The sequence below is a fragment of the Nocardioides jiangxiensis genome (genome assembly GCF_030580915.1).
GTDB lineage: Bacteria > Actinomycetota > Actinomycetes > Propionibacteriales > Nocardioidaceae > Nocardioides > Nocardioides jiangxiensis.
In genome coordinates this window covers 705,178-721,883 of the sequence record NZ_JAUQTA010000001.1, presented here as the reverse complement: position 1 = coordinate 721,883, position 16,706 = coordinate 705,178, and the positions used below count along the sequence as shown (strand labels likewise).

Below are 16,706 nucleotides of genomic sequence, written 5' to 3'. Positions count from 1 at the left end.
GTCACCATGGGGGTCTTCTCTTGCTTCGCCGCGTCATCACACTTCTGGTCGCCGTGCTGCTCCTCGCCGGCCTCACCTCAGCGCCCGCCAACGCGGCGTACATCGCCTCGCCGACGTTCAACGTCCCGGTCTCGCCGAAGGTGTCCGAGCGCGCCGCGCTGCCGCGCAAGATCATCTGGGCGATCAACAACACGCCCCGCGGCGGCACGATCCGGATCGCGTCGTACTCGTTCGACCGCAAGGACGTGGCGGACGCGCTGATCGACGCCTACCACCGCCGGGTCAACGTCCAGATCGTCCTCAACGACAACTGGACCTCCACCCAGACCCTGCGTCTGCGCAAGGCACTCGGCTCCGGTCCGAGCAACCCCAGCTTCGTCCGGATCTGCGAGGGCAACTGCCGCGGCAGCGGCGCGGGCAACCTGCACATCAAGGTCTACCTGTTCTCCCAGGCGGGCAGCAACCAGCGGCTGATGTACTTCGGATCGGCCAACATGACCGACCGTGCGGTCCAGCTGCAGTGGAACGACCTGGTCACCCTCCGCAACGCCCCCGAGCTCTACATGGAGACGGTCAAGGTCTTCAACCAGCTCAAGTACGACCGCCCGGCCTCGCCGGAGTGGATCTACTTCGACCAGGAGCCGGGCATGACCGCGCAGTACTACCGGACCGCCGAGGGGCAGCAGCCGCGCGTCTACACCCGTACGCCCTCCGCCTCCGAGGACCCGGTCATGAACCGCCTCAAGGCCGTCGACTGCACCGCACCCGCCGGCTATGGCATCAACGGCCACACCGCCATCCGGATCATGATGTACGGCTGGAACGGCGACCGTGGGGTCTGGCTCGCCAACCAGGTCGCCGAGCTGGAGCACCAGGGCTGCGACATCAAGGTCATCACGAGCGTTGCCGGCGGCCAGGTCATCAAGATCCTCCGGGACGCCGGCGTCCCGGTCCGCAGCGCCGACTACAAGTACATCACCAACGCCGACGGCACGAAGACGGTCGACTTCTACTCGCACCTCAAGGTGATGGCGCTCAGCGGCACCTATAACCGTGCGCCGGCGAAGGTCGTGTGGACGGGGTCCGAGAACTGGTCGGGCCTGTCGTTCATGAACGACGAGCTGACGGTGGGCATGTGGGACGCCAACGCGGTCCAGACCTACTTCGACCGGTTCGCCTACATGAACCAGAAGTACACACACCGGTTCGGCATCTACCCGACCACGAAGCCGGCGTACGTCGGCTGACCCCGCAGCATCCGATGGCCCACCCCGCGTCGTACGCCGGGTGGGCCATCGCACATCGGGACGGGGCGCCACCCGGCGCCGCCACGTCCTAGACTCCATCTGTTTTGCGCCCGCGCTCAGGAAGGTAACGCCCCCATGGCCAAGCTGTGCCAGACCGAGGACCTCACGGAGATCCAGCAGGAGATCCTGTCCACCGTTCGCCAGTTCGTGAACGACAAGATCATCCCGGTCGCGCAGGACCTGGAGCACTCGGACACGTACCCGCAGGAGATCATCGACGGGCTCAAGGAGCTCGGCGTCTTCGGCCTCACGATCCCCGAGGAGTTCGGTGGCCTGGGCGAGTCGATCCTCACCTACGCGCTCGTCGTCGAGGAGATCGCCCGCGGCTGGATGTCGGTCTCCGGCGTCATCAACACGCACTTCATCGTCGCGTACCTCCTCATGCAGCACGGCACGGAGGAGCAGAAGGCGAAGTACCTCCCGCGCATGGCGACCGGCGAGGTCCGTGGCGCGTTCTCGATGTCCGAGCCGGGCCTCGGCTCCGACGTCTCCGCGATCTCGACTAAGGGCACCAAGCTCGAGGACGGCTCGTACTCCATCACCGGTCAGAAGATGTGGCTCACGAACGGTGCCTCCTCGACCCTGGTCGCGCTGCTCACGAAGACCGACGAGGGCCAGGACTCGGTCTACAAGAACATGACCACCTTCCTCGTCGAGAAGGAGGCCGGCTTCGGCGAGACCGCCCAGGGCGTCACCGTCCCCGGCAAGATCGACAAGATGGGCTACAAGGGCGTCGAGACGACCGAGCTCATCCTCGAGGACCACAAGATCTCCGCCGACCAGATCCTCGGCGGCGTTCCCGGCAAGGGCTTCTTCCAGATGATGGACGGCGTCGAGGTCGGCCGCGTCAACGTCGCCGCCCGCGCCTGCGGCCTGGCCTGGCGCGGCTTCGAGCTCGGAGTCGCGTACGCCCAGCAGCGCAAGACCTTCGGCAAGGCGATCGCCGAGCACCAGGCCGTCCTCTTCCGCCTCGCGGAGATGGCGACCAAGGTCGAGACCATCCACAACATGATGGTCCGCGCCGCGAAGCTCAAGGCCTCCGGCAAGCGCATGGACGTCGAGGCCGGCATGGCCAAGATGCTCGCCTCGGAGTACGCCAACGAGGTCGTCGAGGACTCGTTCCGCATCCACGGTGGCTACGGCTACTCCAAGGAGTACGAGATCGAGCGCCTCATGCGCGAGGTCAAGTTCATGCTCATCGGTGAGGGCACCTCCGACATCCAGAAGATGATCATCGGTCGCCAGCTCCTCAAGGAGTACGCGCTCTGATCCGCTGACCAGCGGTCCACGACGGCCGCCGTTCCCGCAGGGGAGCGGCGGCCGTCGTCGTTCTCACACGGACACGGCGCGGTCGGGCAGGCCGGCGTACGGCAGGATTCACCCCATGAGCGTTAGCAAGACGAACCCGGGCAACTTCTTCGAGGACTTCTCGATCGGTCAGGTCATCGAGCACGCGGTGCCGCGCACCGTGACGGAGGGCGACCGCGCCGTCTACGGCTCGCTCTACCCGACGCGCTTCGCGATCCCGTCGTCCGCGGAGTTCGCCGCCGCGTCGGGTCTCGCGGTCCACCCGGTCGAGGAGCTGGTCGCCTTCCACATCGCGTTCGGCAAGACGGTCCCGGACGTCTCGCTCAACGCGGTCGCCAACCTCGGCTACGCCGAGCTCCGCTTCCACCAGCCGGTCGTCCCGGGCGACACGCTGCGCACGAAGTCCGAGGTCATCGGCCTGAAGCAGAACTCCAACGGCAAGTCCGGCGTCGTCTACGTCCGTTCGACCGCGACCAACCAGCGCGGTGAGACCGCGCTCGAGTGGGTCCGCTGGGTCATGGTGCACAAGCGTGACGTCGAGGCGCCTGCGCCCGAGGTCGTGCTCCCCGAGCTGAAGAAGGCGCTCGAGGTCTCGGACCTGGTCGTGCCGGCCGGCCTGGACTTCGCCGGCTACGACGTCGCGCTCGCGGGCGAGCCGTTCCGCTACGACGACTACGCGGTGGGCGAGAAGATCGACCACGTCGACGGCGTGACGCTGACCGAGTCGGAGCACCAGCAGGCCACCCGCCTGTGGCAGAACACCGCCAAGGTGCACTTCAACAAGGAGGCGCGTCCCGACGGCCGCAACCTGATCTACGGCGGCCACATCATCTCGATGGCCCGCGCCCTGTCGTTCAACGGCCTGGCCAACGCCCAGATGATCTCCGCGATCAACGCTGGCTCGCACGTCTCGCCGGCGTTCGCGGGTGACACCGTCTACGCCTGGTCCGAGGTGCTCGACAAGGCCGAGGTCTCCGAGACCGTGGGCGCCCTGCGCCTGCGCCTGGTCGCCACCAAGGGTCGCGACGAGTCGATGACGCTGCGCAACGACGAGGGCAAGTACGCCGACGGCGTGCTGCTCGACCTGGACTACTGGGTCTTCATCCCGCGCTGAGCCTGAGGTCGTCCGGCTGAGGCCTAGCCATGGCTAGGCCTCAGCCGGACGACCGCATTTCAGGCGAGGGTGCGGGGCCTGATCCGCGTCCGCACCGGATCGAGGGGGAAGAGCGTGATCGCCGAGGCGACCCGGACCTCGCCGTCCGTGCGGTCCTCGAGCTCGAAGGCGCGCACCAGCATCGCCAGCGCCGCGACCGACTCGAGCATGGAGAAGTGCTGCCCGATGCAGGCCCGCGGGCCGGCGCCGAAGGGCATCCACGCGTAGCGGTGGCGCCCCTTCTCGGCCTCGCCGAGGAACCGGGTCGGGTCGAAGCGCTCCGGGTCCGGCCACAGGTCCGGGCGGCGGTGGATCGACCAGGTCGACACGACCACGTCCGACCCTGCCGGCACGCGCACACCGCACAGGTCGGTGTCCGCGACCGTCCGGCGCCCGGTGAACGGGGCGGCCGGGTAGAGCCGCATGGCCTCCTTCAGCGCAGCGGTCGTGTAGGGGAGCCCGCTGTGGGCCTGGGCGGGCGTGGGAGCGGCGTCGCCGAGGACCGCCGTCACCTCGTCGAGCACTGCCTGCTGCACCTCGGGGTGCCTGGCCAGCAGATGCAGCGCGAAGGTGAGGCTGGTCGAGGTCGTCTCGTGCCCGGCGAGCAGGAAGACGAGCATCTGGTCGCGGATCTCCTCGTCGGTCAGCGCGTCGGCGCCGTCCCGCACGTCGATGAGGAGGCTGGCGAGGTCGTCACCCACGTCGATGCCGGCTCGGCGCCGGCGGATGATCTCGTCGCAGACGGCGTACAGCCGGTGCTGGGCCTCGCGGATCGAGCGGTTGACGGGCAGGGGCCACGACAGCGGGATCCGGGTGGGCAGCGCCACGCGGCCGAGGATCGCGGCGTTGGCGACGGGAGACCACCGGCTGACCTCGTCGGCGAGCTCGTGGAGGTCGTCGCCGAACAGGGTGCGTGCCACGATCGCGAGGGTCAGCGCCGTCATCTCCTCGTGGAGGTCCACCTCGGTGTCCTCCCGCTGCTGCCAGGTGGCGATGACCGCGGCGATCTCGGCCACCATCGCCTCGAGGTAGCCGTCGACCCGGGCACGGGTGAAGACCGGCTGGACGAACCTCTTCTGGCGCAGCCAGTCGTCGTCCTGGGCGGTGAGGATGCCGTTGCCGAGCGCCAGCCGGATCTCGTCGTAGAAGACGTTGTCCTTGCGCCAGCCGGCGAACGTCTTCGCGCTCAGCATCTGCTCCGCGGCCTCCGGGCTGTGCGCCGCGTGGAGCTCGCGGCGCAGCGGCCCCGGCGGTCCGATCCGGAAGCGGACCACGTCGTGCTCGCCGTCGTAGGTCGAGGCCAGGAAGTCGACCTGGTTGGCCAGCAGCTCGCGCGTGGAGCCGAGGAGGAAGGAGCCGGGATGCAGCCGTGCCGTCGTCACCATTGCAGCGTAGGGGCGTAGGGGCGTAGGTGCGGGAAGGGCGTCCGCCCTAGGGTGGAAACATGACGCCTGAGCTCTGGCTGGTGCGGCACGGCGAGACCGCGTGGTCCAGCGCCGGGCGGCATACCTCCACCACGGACCTCCCGCTCACCGACGAGGGCGAGCAGGTCGCGAAGTCGCTGGCAGGCCGGTTGGCCGGCCAGGAGTTCGACCTGGTGCTCACGTCGCCGCGCCTGAGGGCCCGGCGCACGGCGGAGCTGGCAGGGTTCCCCGATGCCGCGCCGAGCGAGGACCTGGCCGAGTGGGCCTACGGCGACTACGAGGGCCTGACCACGGTCCAGATCAGGGAGACCGACCCCGGCTGGACGGTGTGGTCGCACCCGTCGCCCGGCGGAGAGACAGCCGGCCAGGTGGGGGAGCGGCTCGACCGGGTCATCGCCAGGGTCCGCGGTGTCGACCGCGCGCTCGTCTTCGGGCACGGCCACGCCCTCCGCGCGCTGACCGCGCGCTGGCTCGGCCTCCCTGTGTCCGGCGGTGCCCACTTCCGCCTCGACACGGCCACGATCTCGGTGCTCGGCTGGGAGCGCGAGACGCCCGTGATCCTGCGGTGGAACGCATGAGCCGCTCCGACCTCGACGGGCACGTCCCGGCCCTGGGCTTCGCCGGGCTGACCCGCTTCTACGACACCGCGATCGCCCTGTCGATGCGCGAGCCACACTGGCGGCCGCGGATCGTCGACCTCGTCGCCGCGGAGGCGCCACGCACGGTGCTCGACGTCGGCTGCGGCACGGGCACGCTCGCGCTCGCCCTCGCTGGGCGCCTCGGCGCAGGCGTCGTGACCGGTCTCGACCTCGACCCCGACGTGATGGCGCTCGCCCAGGCCAAGGAGGGAGCCGGGGACGTCCGCTGGCAGATCGGGTCCGCGACGCTCCTGCCGTACGCCGACGGGTCGGTTGACGCCGTCGTCTGCACCCTCGTCCTCCATCACCTCCCGCTCGAGCTGAAGCAGGCGGCGGTGCGCGAGATGCGTCGCGTGCTGCGCCCTGGTGGCCTGCTCGTCATCGGTGACTGGGGCCGGCCGCACGACCCGGTGATGCGGGCGGCGTTCCTGCCCGTCCAGCTGCTCGACGGCTACGCCAACACGCAGCGCAACGTCGAGGGCTGTGTGCCGCAGCTGGTCGAGTCGGCCGGCTTCGCGGGGCTCGACAGGGTGCACCGGCTGCGCACCGTCTTCGGGACCTTCGAGGTGCTCGCGGCCCGCGGCTGACCACCGGCGGTCCGCAGCCGCCCCGTGGCTGCCCGGCTGCTGACCGCTGCGCCGCCAGGGGCTACCGTGGACGCATGGCGCCGGACGAGTTCTGGCGGCCCGACCAGCCGTCGTACGCCTCGATGGTGGAGCACCTGGCCCGGACCGCAGGGTTCCCCACCTACCTGCCGTGGCCGCTTGCCACGGGATGGCGGGTGGTGGACTTCGGTGCCGTGGGCGAGGCCGGTCGTCCGCGCGCGACGCTCGCCTCCGTCCAGGGGATCAGCCCCGACGACGGCGGTGTGTCGCTGACGACGGTCGCCGAGGAACCCGGCTGTGGCCTGGGAGCCCGGGTGGCCGGCACGGTCTGCTCCGACCCGGGCGCCGAGATCGCCGACCGGCCGGCCGACGCCCGGCTGCGGGTCGGAGGGAGCACGGTGCCGCTCTGGACGGTGTCGACACACGACGCCTCGGCTGAGCTGGACCGCTCGGTCCTGGCCGGCGAGGCCGACGGACGGTGGTTCTGGCTGGTGGTCCGGCCGGCGTCGGCGTTGCTGATGGTCCACGACATCGGGCACTTCGCCGACGCGTCGTCGATCGGGGCGCCCCTGCTCGCGGTGCCGTTCGGCGCAGCGCCCACGGAGTGGTGAGCGCGGCCGGCTCGTCCCCTAGGCTGCTCGGGTGCGCCCCGACCTCCGTATCGACCTCCACACCCACACCCGGGTGAGCGACGGGACCCAGTCCCCGATGGAGCTGGTGCACGCGGCGAAGGCCGCCGGCCTCGACGTCCTCGCCATCACCGACCACGACACCTCGGCCGGATGGGACGAGGCGGCCGACGCCGCTGCCGCAGTGGGACTGGACCTGGTCCGCGGCATGGAGATCAGCACGCGGCACCGGGGGCGGGACGTGCACCTGCTCGCCTTCCTCCCGGACCCGACCTACGCCCCGCTCGTCGATGCGCTGCAGAAGGTCCTCGACGGGCGCAGCTCACGCGTGCCCGCGATCCTCGACAAGCTGCACGAGCTCGGCATCGCCCTCACGGTCGAGGACGTCCGCCGGGTCTCCGGGGATGCCGCCGCGGTGGGCAGGCCGCACATCGCCGATGCGCTGGTGGCGACGGGTGTGGTCCGCGACCGTGACCAGGCCTTCGACGAGCTGCTCCGCCCCGGCCGCCCGGCGTACGTCGACCGCTACGCCGCTCCGCTCGAGCCCATGATCCGCACCGTCGCCGAGGCCGGTGGCGTGACCGTGGTGGCCCATGCGTGGGGGAGGAGCAACGACCCCGGTCCGCTGGACGAGGCGGGCTTCGCCGACCTCGCCGCGGTCGGCCTGAGCGGCATCGAGGTCGACCACGAGGACCACGGTCCGGAGACGCGCCGGCAGCTGCGCGCCATCGCCGGTGACCTGGACCTGGTGGTCACCGGGTCCAGTGACCACCACGGTGCCGGCAAGGTCGGGCACGACCTCGGCTGCAACACGACCTCGCCCATCGAGTACGAGCGCCTCCTGGCCCGTGCCGCTGCCGCGTCGGCGGCCTCCGGTCGCACGACGCCGGAGGTGGTGACGCCATGAGCTCGGTCGTCGACGTCGTCCTCCTCACCGAGGTCTTCGTGACGCTGTTCGTGATCATGGACCCGCCCGGGTCGATCCCGATCTTCCTCGCCCTCACCTCGGGGCGGTCGGCCTCCGTCGTACGCCGCGCCGCGTGGCAGGCGCCTGCGGTCTCGCTGCTGGTGATCACGACGTTCGCGGTCTTCGGCCAGCAGATCCTCGACTACATGCACGTCTCGATCCCGGCGCTCCAGGGCGCCGGCGGCCTGCTCCTGCTCCTCGTGGCCCTCGAGCTGCTCACCGGCGACGAGGACCCGGTGGCCGGCGTCAAGGCAGAGCAGAACGTCGCCATGGTGCCGCTCGGCACCCCGCTGCTCGCCGGCCCCGGAGCGATCGTGGCCACCATGCTCTTCGTGAAGCAGGTCGACTCGGTGGCGTCGTTCAGCGCCGTCGCCCTGGGCATCATCGGCGTGCACCTGTGCATCTACACGGCGATGAGGTTCTCACTGCCGATCATGCGGCTGATCCGTCCCAGCGGCGTTCTGCTGGTGAGCCGCATCGCCGGTCTGCTGCTCTCGGCCATCGCGGTGCAGATGGTCGCGGACGCGGTCCGCGCGTTCGTCACCGGCGGCGCCTGAGACCCCGCCGGTGACGGCCGGTCACTTCCGGCCCAGGCCCTGGAGCTTCTGCTTGACCGGCCCCGGCACGACGCGCGAGGCGGTGACGAGGGCCTTGTAGCGCTTCGACGGGATCGAGAAGGCCTTGCCCTTCTCGAAGTCCTTGATCGCGTCGGAGACGAGGCGCTCGACCTCGAGCCACATCCACTTCGGCGCCGAGGCGTCGCGGTCGATGCCGAGGCGGCCGTGGAACTCGGTCTTCGTGAAGCCCGGGCACAGCGCCATCACCGCGACCCCCTGCGGGCCGTACTCGTTGTGCGCCCACTCGCTGAAGCGGTTCACGTAGGCCTTCGCGGCGGAGTAGGTGCCGCGCGGGACGAAGGCGGCGACGCTCGAGACGTTGATGATGCCGCCGTGCCCGCGCTCCGCCATCGCGCCGAGGGCGGCGTGGGAGAGCTCGACGACCGCAGTGACCAGCACGTCGTGCATGCGCTGCTCGTCGGCGAAGGAGTTGTCGAGGAACTTCTGCTTGAGGCCGAACCCGGCGTTGTTGACGAGCAGGTCGACCGGCTGGTCGGCCGAGGCGACACGGCCCGCGACCGCCGCACGGCGGGCAGGGTCGGCCAGGTCGGCAGGAAGCACCTCGACGGCGACGTCGTACTCCTGGTGCAGCTGCTCGGCGACCTCGGTGAGGCGCTCCTCGTCGCGGGCGACCAGCACCAGGTTCCACCCGAACGACGCGAGCTGGCGCGCGAACTCGTGGCCGATGCCGGCAGTGGCGCCGGTGACCAGCGCCGTCCGCGGCTGGCCGCAGCGGCAGTCAGGCCCACAGCCGCCGGCCTCCTCGTCCGCGAGGGGGAGCAGGTCGTGCTCGTGGGAGCAGTCCTCGCCGTGGACGTGGTCGTGGTCGTGCGCGTCAGCCATGCCCGCAAGGGTAGTGGTGGCGTGACACGGAGCGGTCATCACGTGACGTGGCCCACGCGTCGGGCAGAATGGCCGCGATGACCACCACGCTCGCGATCGCCAACCAGAAGGGTGGCGTCGCCAAGACGACCACCGTCGCCTCCCTCGGTGCCGCGCTCGCCGAGGCGGGCCACAAGGTCCTGCTCGTCGACCTCGACCCGCAGGCCTGCCTGACGTTCTCCCTCGGCATCGACCCGGAGGACCTCGACGCGTCGGTGCACCACGTGCTCACCAAGGGGCTCGACGCCCGCGAGGTGATCATCGAGACCGAGGACGGCGTCGACCTGCTGCCGGCGACCATCGAGCTCGCCCGGGCCGAGGCCGACCTGCTGACCCGCACCGGGCGCGAGCAGGTGCTCAAGGGCGTGCTCGAGGACCTCGCCGAGGCAGGGGAGGCCTACGACTGGGTGCTGCTTGACTGCCCGCCGTCGCTGGGTGTGCTCACGGTCGCGGCGCTGACCGCCGCCCGCGGCGTCCTGGTGCCGCTCCAGTGCGAGACGCTCTCGCACCGCGGCGTGGGCCAGCTGCTCGACACGGTCCACGACGTCCGGCGCTTCACCAACCGGCGGCTCGAGGTCTGGGGCGTCCTGCCGACGCTCTACGACGGCCGCACCAACCACGCCCGCAAGGTGCTGGACACCATCTCCGAGGTGTACGAGCTCGACGTCTTCGAGCCGCCGATCCCGAAGACCATCAAGTTCGCCGAGGCGCCGGCAGCGGGTCGCTCGATCCTGGCGACGAGCAGGACGAGCAAGGGCGCTGCGGCGTACCGCGAGGTGGCGGGCAAGCTCGTCGAGCGCGCCGCGCGCTGACCTGAGGGCTCACGTCGCGAGGTGCGCCAGCGTCTGGCGCACGAAGCCCTCCGCGTCCTGCAGGTGGCACGCGTGGCCGCCCTCCAGCGTCGCAGCACGCGCACCCCCCACGGTCGCGGCGATGACATCGACGGTGTCGGCGAAGTGAGCGGCACCGCTGCTGCCCTTGAAGAGCAGCAGGGGCACGTCGAGCGCAGCGAGGTCGCTGATCCCGGCGCGGATGGTCGCGAACGACTCCGGCGTGAACCACGACAGGGCGTTGCGACAGGAGTACCAGAGCGGCCAGCCGGCCAGGTCGCGCCACGGGGTCTGGGCAGGTGCGACACCTACGTCGACCAGGAACCGGATCAGGTCCTCCTCGGACAGGTCCCTGCACGCCACGCTGGCGAAGAACTCGGTGAAGGCGCGGACGTCCTCGCGCTCCTCGCCAGCGAGCCACCACGCCGCGGGCTCGACGGCGGTCACGCTCCGCACCCGCTCCGGGTGGTGCAGGGCGAAGTCGAGTGAGGCCCGGGCGCCGTTGGACCAGGCGACGATGTCGACGGGGTCGTCGGCGCCCACGTGGTCGAGGGTGAGCAGGAGGCTCTCGCGGTCGAGTGCGGCGGTGTAGCCCGGCCGGCCGACCAGCCATCCGCTCCGAAGGCGTTGTTCCAGAGGTCGACCGCCACCACCCGGTGGAGCTCGCTGAAGGCCGGCACGAGGGGCGCCCAGGCCGGGCGCCCGGTCAGGCCGCCGGGCACCAGGAGGACGACGGACCCCGATCCGGTGACGTCGTGGCGCAGGACGCCCGGGGCGAGAGCATCGTTCATGTGGACCTCCGTGGACTGCTTCGCCCAGCCTCGGTCGCGGCGTCGCGTGGCGCAAGACCCCGCAACGACGAACGCCGCGCTCCCCGAGAGGGAACGCGGCGTTCGTGCTGTCTGCGTCAGGTCACTCGCCGGCGGGAGTGGCGGCAGCGACAGACTGGCCCTGGCCACCCTGGCCACCCTGGCCACCCTGGCCGCTCGGGCGACGGCGCCGACGGTTGCGGTTGCGGTTGGCGGACGGGGCCTTCGCCTCGCCGTCGGCGCTGCCCTCGGCGGCAGGGGCCTTGGCCTCGGCCGGCTTCGCCTCGCCTGCGACCGTCTGGCCGCTGCGGGTCCGCGTGCGGTTGCGGTTGCGCGCCGGACGGTCGCCCGAGCGCTCGCCCGAGGCCGAGCCGCCACGGTCCTCGCGCGGCTTGCGCTCGACCGGGGCGGCGGCCTTGATGCGGCCCTTGGTGCCTTCCGGGATGCCCTGGTCGTGGAAGAGGTGCGGGGAGGTCGAGTAGGTCTCGACCGGCTCGTCGAACGGCAGGTCGAGCTCCTTGTTGTGGAGCTTCCACCGCTGCAGGTCGGCCCAGTCGACGAAGGTGATCGCGGTGCCCGAGGCGCCGGCGCGACCCGTGCGGCCGATGCGGTGCACGTAGGTCTTGTGGTCCTCGGGGCAGGTGTAGTTGATGACGTGCGAGACGCCGCGGACGTCGATGCCACGGGCGGCGACGTCGGTGGCGACGAGGACCTTCACCTTGTCCTCGCGGAACTTCGTGAGCGCCTTCTCGCGCGCGACCTGGGCCATGTCGCCGTGCAGCGGCGAGGCGGAGAAGCCGCGCTCGACGAGGTCGTCGGCGACGCGCTGCGCCTGGCGCTTGGTGCGGGTGAAGATGACGACCTTGTCGACGTCGTCGGCCTGCAGGACGCGGCCGATGATCTCCGGCTTGTCGAGGTCGTGCACCTGGTAGACGTACTGCGCGGTCGCGGGCACGGTCTGCTCGTCGGCGGCGGACTCGGCGCGGATGTTCATCGGGTGGCGCATGTGCATGCGCGCCAGGGTGATGATCGCGGACGGCATGGTGGCCGAGAAGAGCATCGTCTGGCGGGTCTCCGGGGTGCCGCGGAGCAGCCGCTCCACGTCGGGGAGGAAGCCGAGGTCGAGCATCTCGTCGGCCTCGTCGAGCACGAGGGCCTTGACGTGGGAGATGTCGAGGGCGCGCTTGTTCATCAGGTCGATGAGGCGCCCCGGGGTGCCGACGACGACGTCGACGCCGGCCTCGAGGGCCTCGAGCTGGCCCTCGTAGCCCACGCCGCCGTAGACGGTGAGGACGCGGACGCCGCGGTCGGAGCCGGCGAGCTCGAGGTCGGAGGAGACCTGGAGCGCGAGCTCGCGGGTCGGGGCGACGACGAGGGCCTGCGGCTTGCCCTGCGCCATGCCGGCGTACGCCGGGTCGTCGACGGTGACGACCCGCTGGATGATGGGGATGCCGAAGGCGAGGGTCTTGCCGGTGCCCGTGCGGGCCTGGCCGATCAGGTCGGTGCCCATCAAGGCGACCGAGAGGGTCATCTCCTGGATCGGGAAGGGCTCGGTGATGTTCTTGCGCTCAAGGGCGTCACAGATCTCGGGCAGCACGCCGAGGTCGCGGAAAGTGGTCACGGTCTTCAGTTCTTCCGGTTGGAGGTCGTGCGGCCGACTCCATTACCGGGTCAACCGCGCACATACGGGAGTTGAGTCTACCGAGGAACGCCGAAGCCCCCTGCATCGACGATGCAGGGGGCTTCGGAGGGTGCTGCGGTGGGTCAGGCCTTCTGACGGCCGGTGATGCCGGCGGCGATCACGACGAGGACCGCCGCGGAGACGATCTGCCACACGTGACGCCACCAGTCGATGCCGTTGGTCTCGGCCTTGAAGCCGACCGCGGTGTACAGGTAGGTGCCGATGAAGGCACCGCCGATACCGCAGATGACCGTGAGCCACAGGGGGATGTTGTCGCGGCCGCCGGGGGCCACGAGCTTGCCGAGGATGCCGATGATCGCGCCGCCGATGATGGCACCGAGAATCGAACCCATGTCGAGCCTGCCTTTCGCACAGCGGAGCCGGCCCTCCGGCCGGTCCTGTCGCACTTCACCTTGCCCGTGATCGCAGGGGTTGGCAACGGTCGCTCGCCACGGCGACCTCCGGCGTGTCGCGAGACGCGCCGTCCGGGTCAGGAGCGGAAGCCGACGTGGCCCTGCACGCCGCCGCCGAAGTCGACGTACGCCAGGGAGGCGACCGGGACGACGACCCGGCGGCCCTTGCCGTCGGTGAGCGCGAGCACGCCGCCATCGGCGATCGCGTCGCTGACCAGCTTCTCGACCGCAGCAGCCGTCTCGTTCGTCTCGACGACGAGCTCGCGGACGACGTTCTGGATACCGATCTTGACCTCCATGAGGCCCTCCTTCATCTGTGCTGCGTGAGCGGGTCTGCGGACAAGTGTGTCAGTGGAGCGGGTAGCCGCCGATGCCACGCCAGGCGAGGCCGGAGACGAGGGCGGTGGCCTGCTCGCGGGAGAGCGATCCCGGGTCGTTGAGCCAGTAGCGCGCGCTGACCTGGCCCATGCCGACGAGGCCGACCGCGAGGAGGTGCGCAGCCTCCGCCGGAAGGCCGGTGTCCTCGGCGATGACCTCGGTGATCGCGGCGGCGCACTCGGTGGTCACGCGCTCGACCTGCTCGCGGACCGCGGGCTCGCTGGTCAGGTCGGACTCGAAGACGAGACGGAAGGCGCCGGTGTCGGCCGCCACGTAGTCGTAGAAGGCAGCCATCGTGCCGGCCACGCGGAGCTTGTTGTCGTGCGTCGAGCGCAGCGCCTCGCGGGTGCGCTCGATGATCGCGTCGCACGCGGACTCCAGCAGGGCGAGGTAGAGCTCGAGCTTGCCGGGGAAGTGCTGGTAGAGCACGGGCTTGGAGACGCCGGCCTTCGCGGCGATGTCGTCCATCGCGGCCGCGTGGTAGCCCTGCGCGGCGAAGACCTCCAGCGCGGACTCGAGCAGCTGGGCACGGCGCGCGTGACGCGGCAGTCGACCACTCCGGGGACGCATGTCCTCGATCTCCTCAGTCGTCACGACGACCCTCCCGTCTCCCACGTGGTTGCTGCAGCAGCCTACAAGCCGCGTGACGACAACCACGCAGGAGACGGTCGGATCGCGCTGTGGGGCCGGAGTGCCGTCAGGCCGCCGGGTTGCTCACCTCCACCGTGATCGCGTTGCCCGTCGTGCCGGTGACGGTGGCACGCACTCCGTGGCCGGCGACCTTGACGGAGTTCTGCGGGTTGTCCGCCGACCAGTAGGCGTCGGGGTCGCTGTCGTCGAAGGTCGGCTTCGCGGCCAGGTCCGTCGCGCATGCCTCGTACGTCGTGTAGCCCGCGGGAGAGGAGTCGGGCACCTGCTTGTGCAGGCAGACCGGGTCCACCGGGTCGAGGCCGAAGGTCGCGTCGAACGGCTGACGACGGTTGCTCGGCCTCGTGCCGTCGCTGTAGACCAGCGAGGTCGGATGCGCGTCCACGACCATCGAGGCGCCGGCTCCGGGGTGGGCGCTGACGTTGTTGTCGGGGTAGCGCTCGTCGACGTACCAGACGAGCATGCCGTCCTGGAACGGGAAGTGCTCGACCCAGTCCGGCCGGCTGACCGCCTCGCTGAACTGGTACGGCCCGGTCTCCAGCGTGGCGTCGTAGCCGACGTACTGACGGTTCTCGATCAGGTAGTAGCGGTGCGAGCTCTTCGTCTCGGTGCCGTCGCTGATCGACCAGCCCTGGACGGTCCAGTCGCCCGGACCGGCCTCGGCGTCGTCGGTGAACGCCGTGCCCTTGGCCGGTGCCACGGAGACGGAGTCGAGGAACGCGCCGGCCTCGTTGACACCGCCGTCGGTCTGGTAGCGGAAGCGGAAGAGCGAGGCCTTCCCCTTCGGGTCATAGGCCCACCGCTTGCTCACCCAGCCCCGGGAGGTGCCGGTGAGGGCGTTGCCGACCTTCTGCCAGGTCGCCCCGCCATCGGTGGAGTACTCGGCGTAGAGGTAGTCGAACCCGTCCTCGATGGAGTACCAGGTGTCGGCGGAGACGACGACCCGGCTGGCCGCCGGGACCGTGCGGGTCAGCTTGTTGTTGAGTCCGTCGCCGCGGCCTGACCACCAGGCGTGCGTGCCCTGCGGCGGCGTCGTGTACGTCGAGCTGGTCACCGCGTCGGGCAGGTCGACCTTCACCGCCTGGTCCTGGCCGTCGACGGTGTTCTGGCTGGGGGAGAGAGTGTAGGTGCCCGACTGCCCGAGGCCGACCTCGCTGTGGTCGAGCCAGCCCAGGTACCGCTTCTCCTCGGGTCCCATGAGGCCCGGGACGGAGCCGATGTCCTCGGTGCCGTGGTTGAGCCACGATCCGGACGACATCAGGGTCCAGAACGCCGTGCCGTTCTCGCCGCCGTCGGTGTCGTAGTAGTCCGGCAGGCCGAGGTCGTGCCCGAACTCGTGGGCGAAGACGCCGAGGCCGCCGTTCTCCGGCTCGACGGTGTAGTCGCCGACGAAGTACTTCGAGTCGCCGACGCGGGTGCCGCCCATCAGGTTGGCGGTGCCACCCACGGTGGGACCGGTCTGTCCGTACAGGTCGCCGTCGGCGTACCAGCGGTGCGACCAGATGGCGTCGGGGTCGGCGCCGGCCTCCTCGCCCTCGCCGGCGTGCACGGCCTGGAAGTGGTCGATGTAGCCGTCGGGCTCGTTGAAGTCGCCGTCGTTGTCGTAGTCGTTGCGGTCCCAGGTGTCGAACCTCGACAGGTAGGCGTCGATCTCCGCGGCGGTCTTGCCCGCGGCGACCTGCTGGGCGTACCAGGCGTTGACGGAGTCGGCGATGAACTGCCACGAGCCGCCCTTGTCCTCGACGGCGTTGTCGCCGTAGTAGGAGGCGTTGTAGGGCACGGTCACCCAGTCCTCGACCGTGTCGTGGGCGGTGAACTTCCCGCCGGACAGCTTCGCGTAGTAGTCGGCGAAGGAGTCGCCGCTGCCGTTGAACATCTGCTCGTAGTGGGCGCGGTCGAAGTCCGGCACCCAGAGCGTCGAGTTGTCCTTCGTGCGGTCCGGCTCGGGGATCTGGTTGTGCACCGGTCCCGGTGTCCGGCCGTAGCGTCCGGCCGACTGGGTGCCGAAGTCGGCGAGGACGGTCCAGATCTGGTCGGTCTTGTCGGCGGTCGGGAACTCGACGTACTCCCCGTTGGAGAGAGCGACGGTGGCACCGCCGTCGGGTTGCGCCTTCAGCCGGGCCTTGCCGGCGTCGAGCATGGTGAGCGCCTTCGTGCGGAGGCGCTCCTGCTTCTCCGTCAGCGGCCCGGGGCGGTTGTCCGACCGCTGGGCCTGCTGCTTCTCCGCCTGGAGTGGTGTGGACTCCTGCGCTGACGCGGGCAGTGCGGTGACTGCGAGAGCCAGGCTTGCGGTGCCGGCGAGGACGCCGGTGGCGAATCTCTTCACGTGTGGCCTTCCGAGAGTGCTGTCCGCGCCGGTCAGGCAGGCCGGGCGGCTGGCGCGAACGCCACCGCCGACTCAAGCGCGGTATGTGTGC

General features: G+C 70.5%; 17 protein-coding genes. 9 read left to right on the top strand and 8 right to left on the bottom strand.

Going from position 1 to position 16,706, the window contains the following annotated elements; translation table 11 throughout:
* Window positions 1–20: 20 nt before the first annotated feature.
* The 3 genes from Q5722_RS03635 (at window position 21) to Q5722_RS03625 (ending at window position 3,729) form a co-directional block, all read left to right on the top strand.
* A complete protein-coding gene (locus Q5722_RS03635; protein WP_305026852.1) occupies window positions 21–1,247 on the top strand; it encodes a phospholipase D-like domain-containing protein in 1,227 nt (408 codons plus the stop codon).
* Between the two features lie 135 nt (window positions 1,248–1,382).
* Complete coding sequence (locus Q5722_RS03630; RefSeq protein ID WP_305026851.1) at window positions 1,383–2,576, top strand: acyl-CoA dehydrogenase family protein; 1,194 nt, start codon at window positions 1,383–1,385, stop codon at window positions 2,574–2,576.
* Window positions 2,577–2,691: 115 nt separating this feature from the next.
* On the top strand, window positions 2,692–3,729 hold the full coding sequence (locus tag Q5722_RS03625; RefSeq protein WP_305026850.1) for a MaoC family dehydratase: 1,038 nt from the start codon (window positions 2,692–2,694) through the stop codon (window positions 3,727–3,729).
* Between the two features lie 59 nt (window positions 3,730–3,788).
* Here the strand turns inward: Q5722_RS03625 and Q5722_RS03620 are convergent, their stop codons facing one another.
* Complete coding sequence (locus tag Q5722_RS03620) at window positions 3,789–5,150, bottom strand: cytochrome P450 (protein ID WP_305026849.1); 1,362 nt, start codon at window positions 5,148–5,150, stop codon at window positions 3,789–3,791.
* Window positions 5,151–5,212: 62 nt separating this feature from the next.
* Here Q5722_RS03620 and Q5722_RS03615 point away from each other — a divergent pair, with 62 nt between their 5' ends.
* From Q5722_RS03615 to Q5722_RS03595, 5 genes are all read left to right on the top strand, one after another.
* On the top strand, window positions 5,213–5,770 hold the full coding sequence (locus Q5722_RS03615; RefSeq protein ID WP_305026848.1) for a histidine phosphatase family protein: 558 nt from the start codon (window positions 5,213–5,215) through the stop codon (window positions 5,768–5,770).
* Window positions 5,767–6,417 carry a class I SAM-dependent methyltransferase gene (locus Q5722_RS03610; protein WP_305026847.1) on the top strand — a complete coding sequence of 217 codons (651 nt, stop codon included), beginning with the start codon at window positions 5,767–5,769 and terminating at the stop codon, window positions 6,415–6,417. Before Q5722_RS03615 ends, Q5722_RS03610 begins: the two co-directional genes overlap by 4 nt.
* A gap of 74 nt (window positions 6,418–6,491) precedes the next feature.
* Entirely contained in the window at window positions 6,492–7,046 is a 555-nt protein-coding gene (locus tag Q5722_RS03605) for a DUF6758 family protein (RefSeq protein ID WP_305026846.1), read from the top strand.
* A gap of 31 nt (window positions 7,047–7,077) precedes the next feature.
* Window positions 7,078–7,971, top strand: a complete 894-nt coding sequence (locus Q5722_RS03600; protein WP_305026845.1) for a PHP domain-containing protein — start codon at window positions 7,078–7,080, stop codon at window positions 7,969–7,971.
* Window positions 7,968–8,588: a MarC family protein gene (locus Q5722_RS03595; RefSeq protein WP_305026844.1), complete on the top strand. Its 621-nt coding sequence runs from the start codon at window positions 7,968–7,970 to the stop codon at window positions 8,586–8,588. The genes Q5722_RS03600 and Q5722_RS03595 overlap by 4 nt, the downstream gene beginning before the upstream one ends.
* A 21-nt stretch (window positions 8,589–8,609) precedes the next feature.
* Here the strand turns inward: Q5722_RS03595 and Q5722_RS03590 are convergent, their stop codons facing one another.
* The gene (locus Q5722_RS03590) at window positions 8,610–9,491 is read right to left on the bottom strand and encodes an SDR family NAD(P)-dependent oxidoreductase (protein WP_305026843.1); all 882 of its coding nucleotides are present in this window, start codon (window positions 9,489–9,491) and stop codon (window positions 8,610–8,612) included.
* Window positions 9,492–9,568: 77 nt separating this feature from the next.
* On the opposite strand from Q5722_RS03590, the gene Q5722_RS03585 reads away from it, so the two are divergent.
* The gene (locus tag Q5722_RS03585; protein ID WP_305026842.1) at window positions 9,569–10,342 is read left to right on the top strand and encodes a ParA family protein; all 774 of its coding nucleotides are present in this window, start codon (window positions 9,569–9,571) and stop codon (window positions 10,340–10,342) included.
* Between the two features lie 9 nt (window positions 10,343–10,351).
* On the opposite strand, the gene Q5722_RS03580 is transcribed toward Q5722_RS03585, so the two are convergent.
* The 6 genes from Q5722_RS03580 to Q5722_RS03555 form a co-directional block, all read right to left on the bottom strand.
* The gene (locus Q5722_RS03580; RefSeq protein ID WP_305026841.1) at window positions 10,352–10,903 is read right to left on the bottom strand and encodes an alpha/beta fold hydrolase; all 552 of its coding nucleotides are present in this window, start codon (window positions 10,901–10,903) and stop codon (window positions 10,352–10,354) included.
* Between the two features lie 369 nt (window positions 10,904–11,272).
* Window positions 11,273–12,790 (bottom strand): DEAD/DEAH box helicase, encoded by a 1,518-nt coding sequence (locus tag Q5722_RS03575; protein ID WP_439652474.1) that lies wholly within the window; start codon window positions 12,788–12,790, stop codon window positions 11,273–11,275.
* Between the two features lie 143 nt (window positions 12,791–12,933).
* Window positions 12,934–13,203: a GlsB/YeaQ/YmgE family stress response membrane protein gene (locus Q5722_RS03570; protein ID WP_305026840.1), complete on the bottom strand. Its 270-nt coding sequence runs from the start codon at window positions 13,201–13,203 to the stop codon at window positions 12,934–12,936.
* Window positions 13,204–13,340: 137 nt separating this feature from the next.
* Complete coding sequence (locus Q5722_RS03565; RefSeq protein WP_305026839.1) at window positions 13,341–13,562, bottom strand: DUF3107 domain-containing protein; 222 nt, start codon at window positions 13,560–13,562, stop codon at window positions 13,341–13,343.
* Between the two features lie 49 nt (window positions 13,563–13,611).
* Window positions 13,612–14,235, bottom strand: coding sequence for a TetR/AcrR family transcriptional regulator (locus Q5722_RS03560; protein WP_439652473.1), 624 nt, complete (start codon window positions 14,233–14,235; stop codon window positions 13,612–13,614).
* A 103-nt stretch (window positions 14,236–14,338) separates the two neighbouring features.
* Entirely contained in the window at window positions 14,339–16,615 is a 2,277-nt protein-coding gene (locus Q5722_RS03555) for an immune inhibitor A domain-containing protein (RefSeq protein ID WP_305026838.1), read from the bottom strand.
* Window positions 16,616–16,706: the final 91 nt, after the last annotated feature.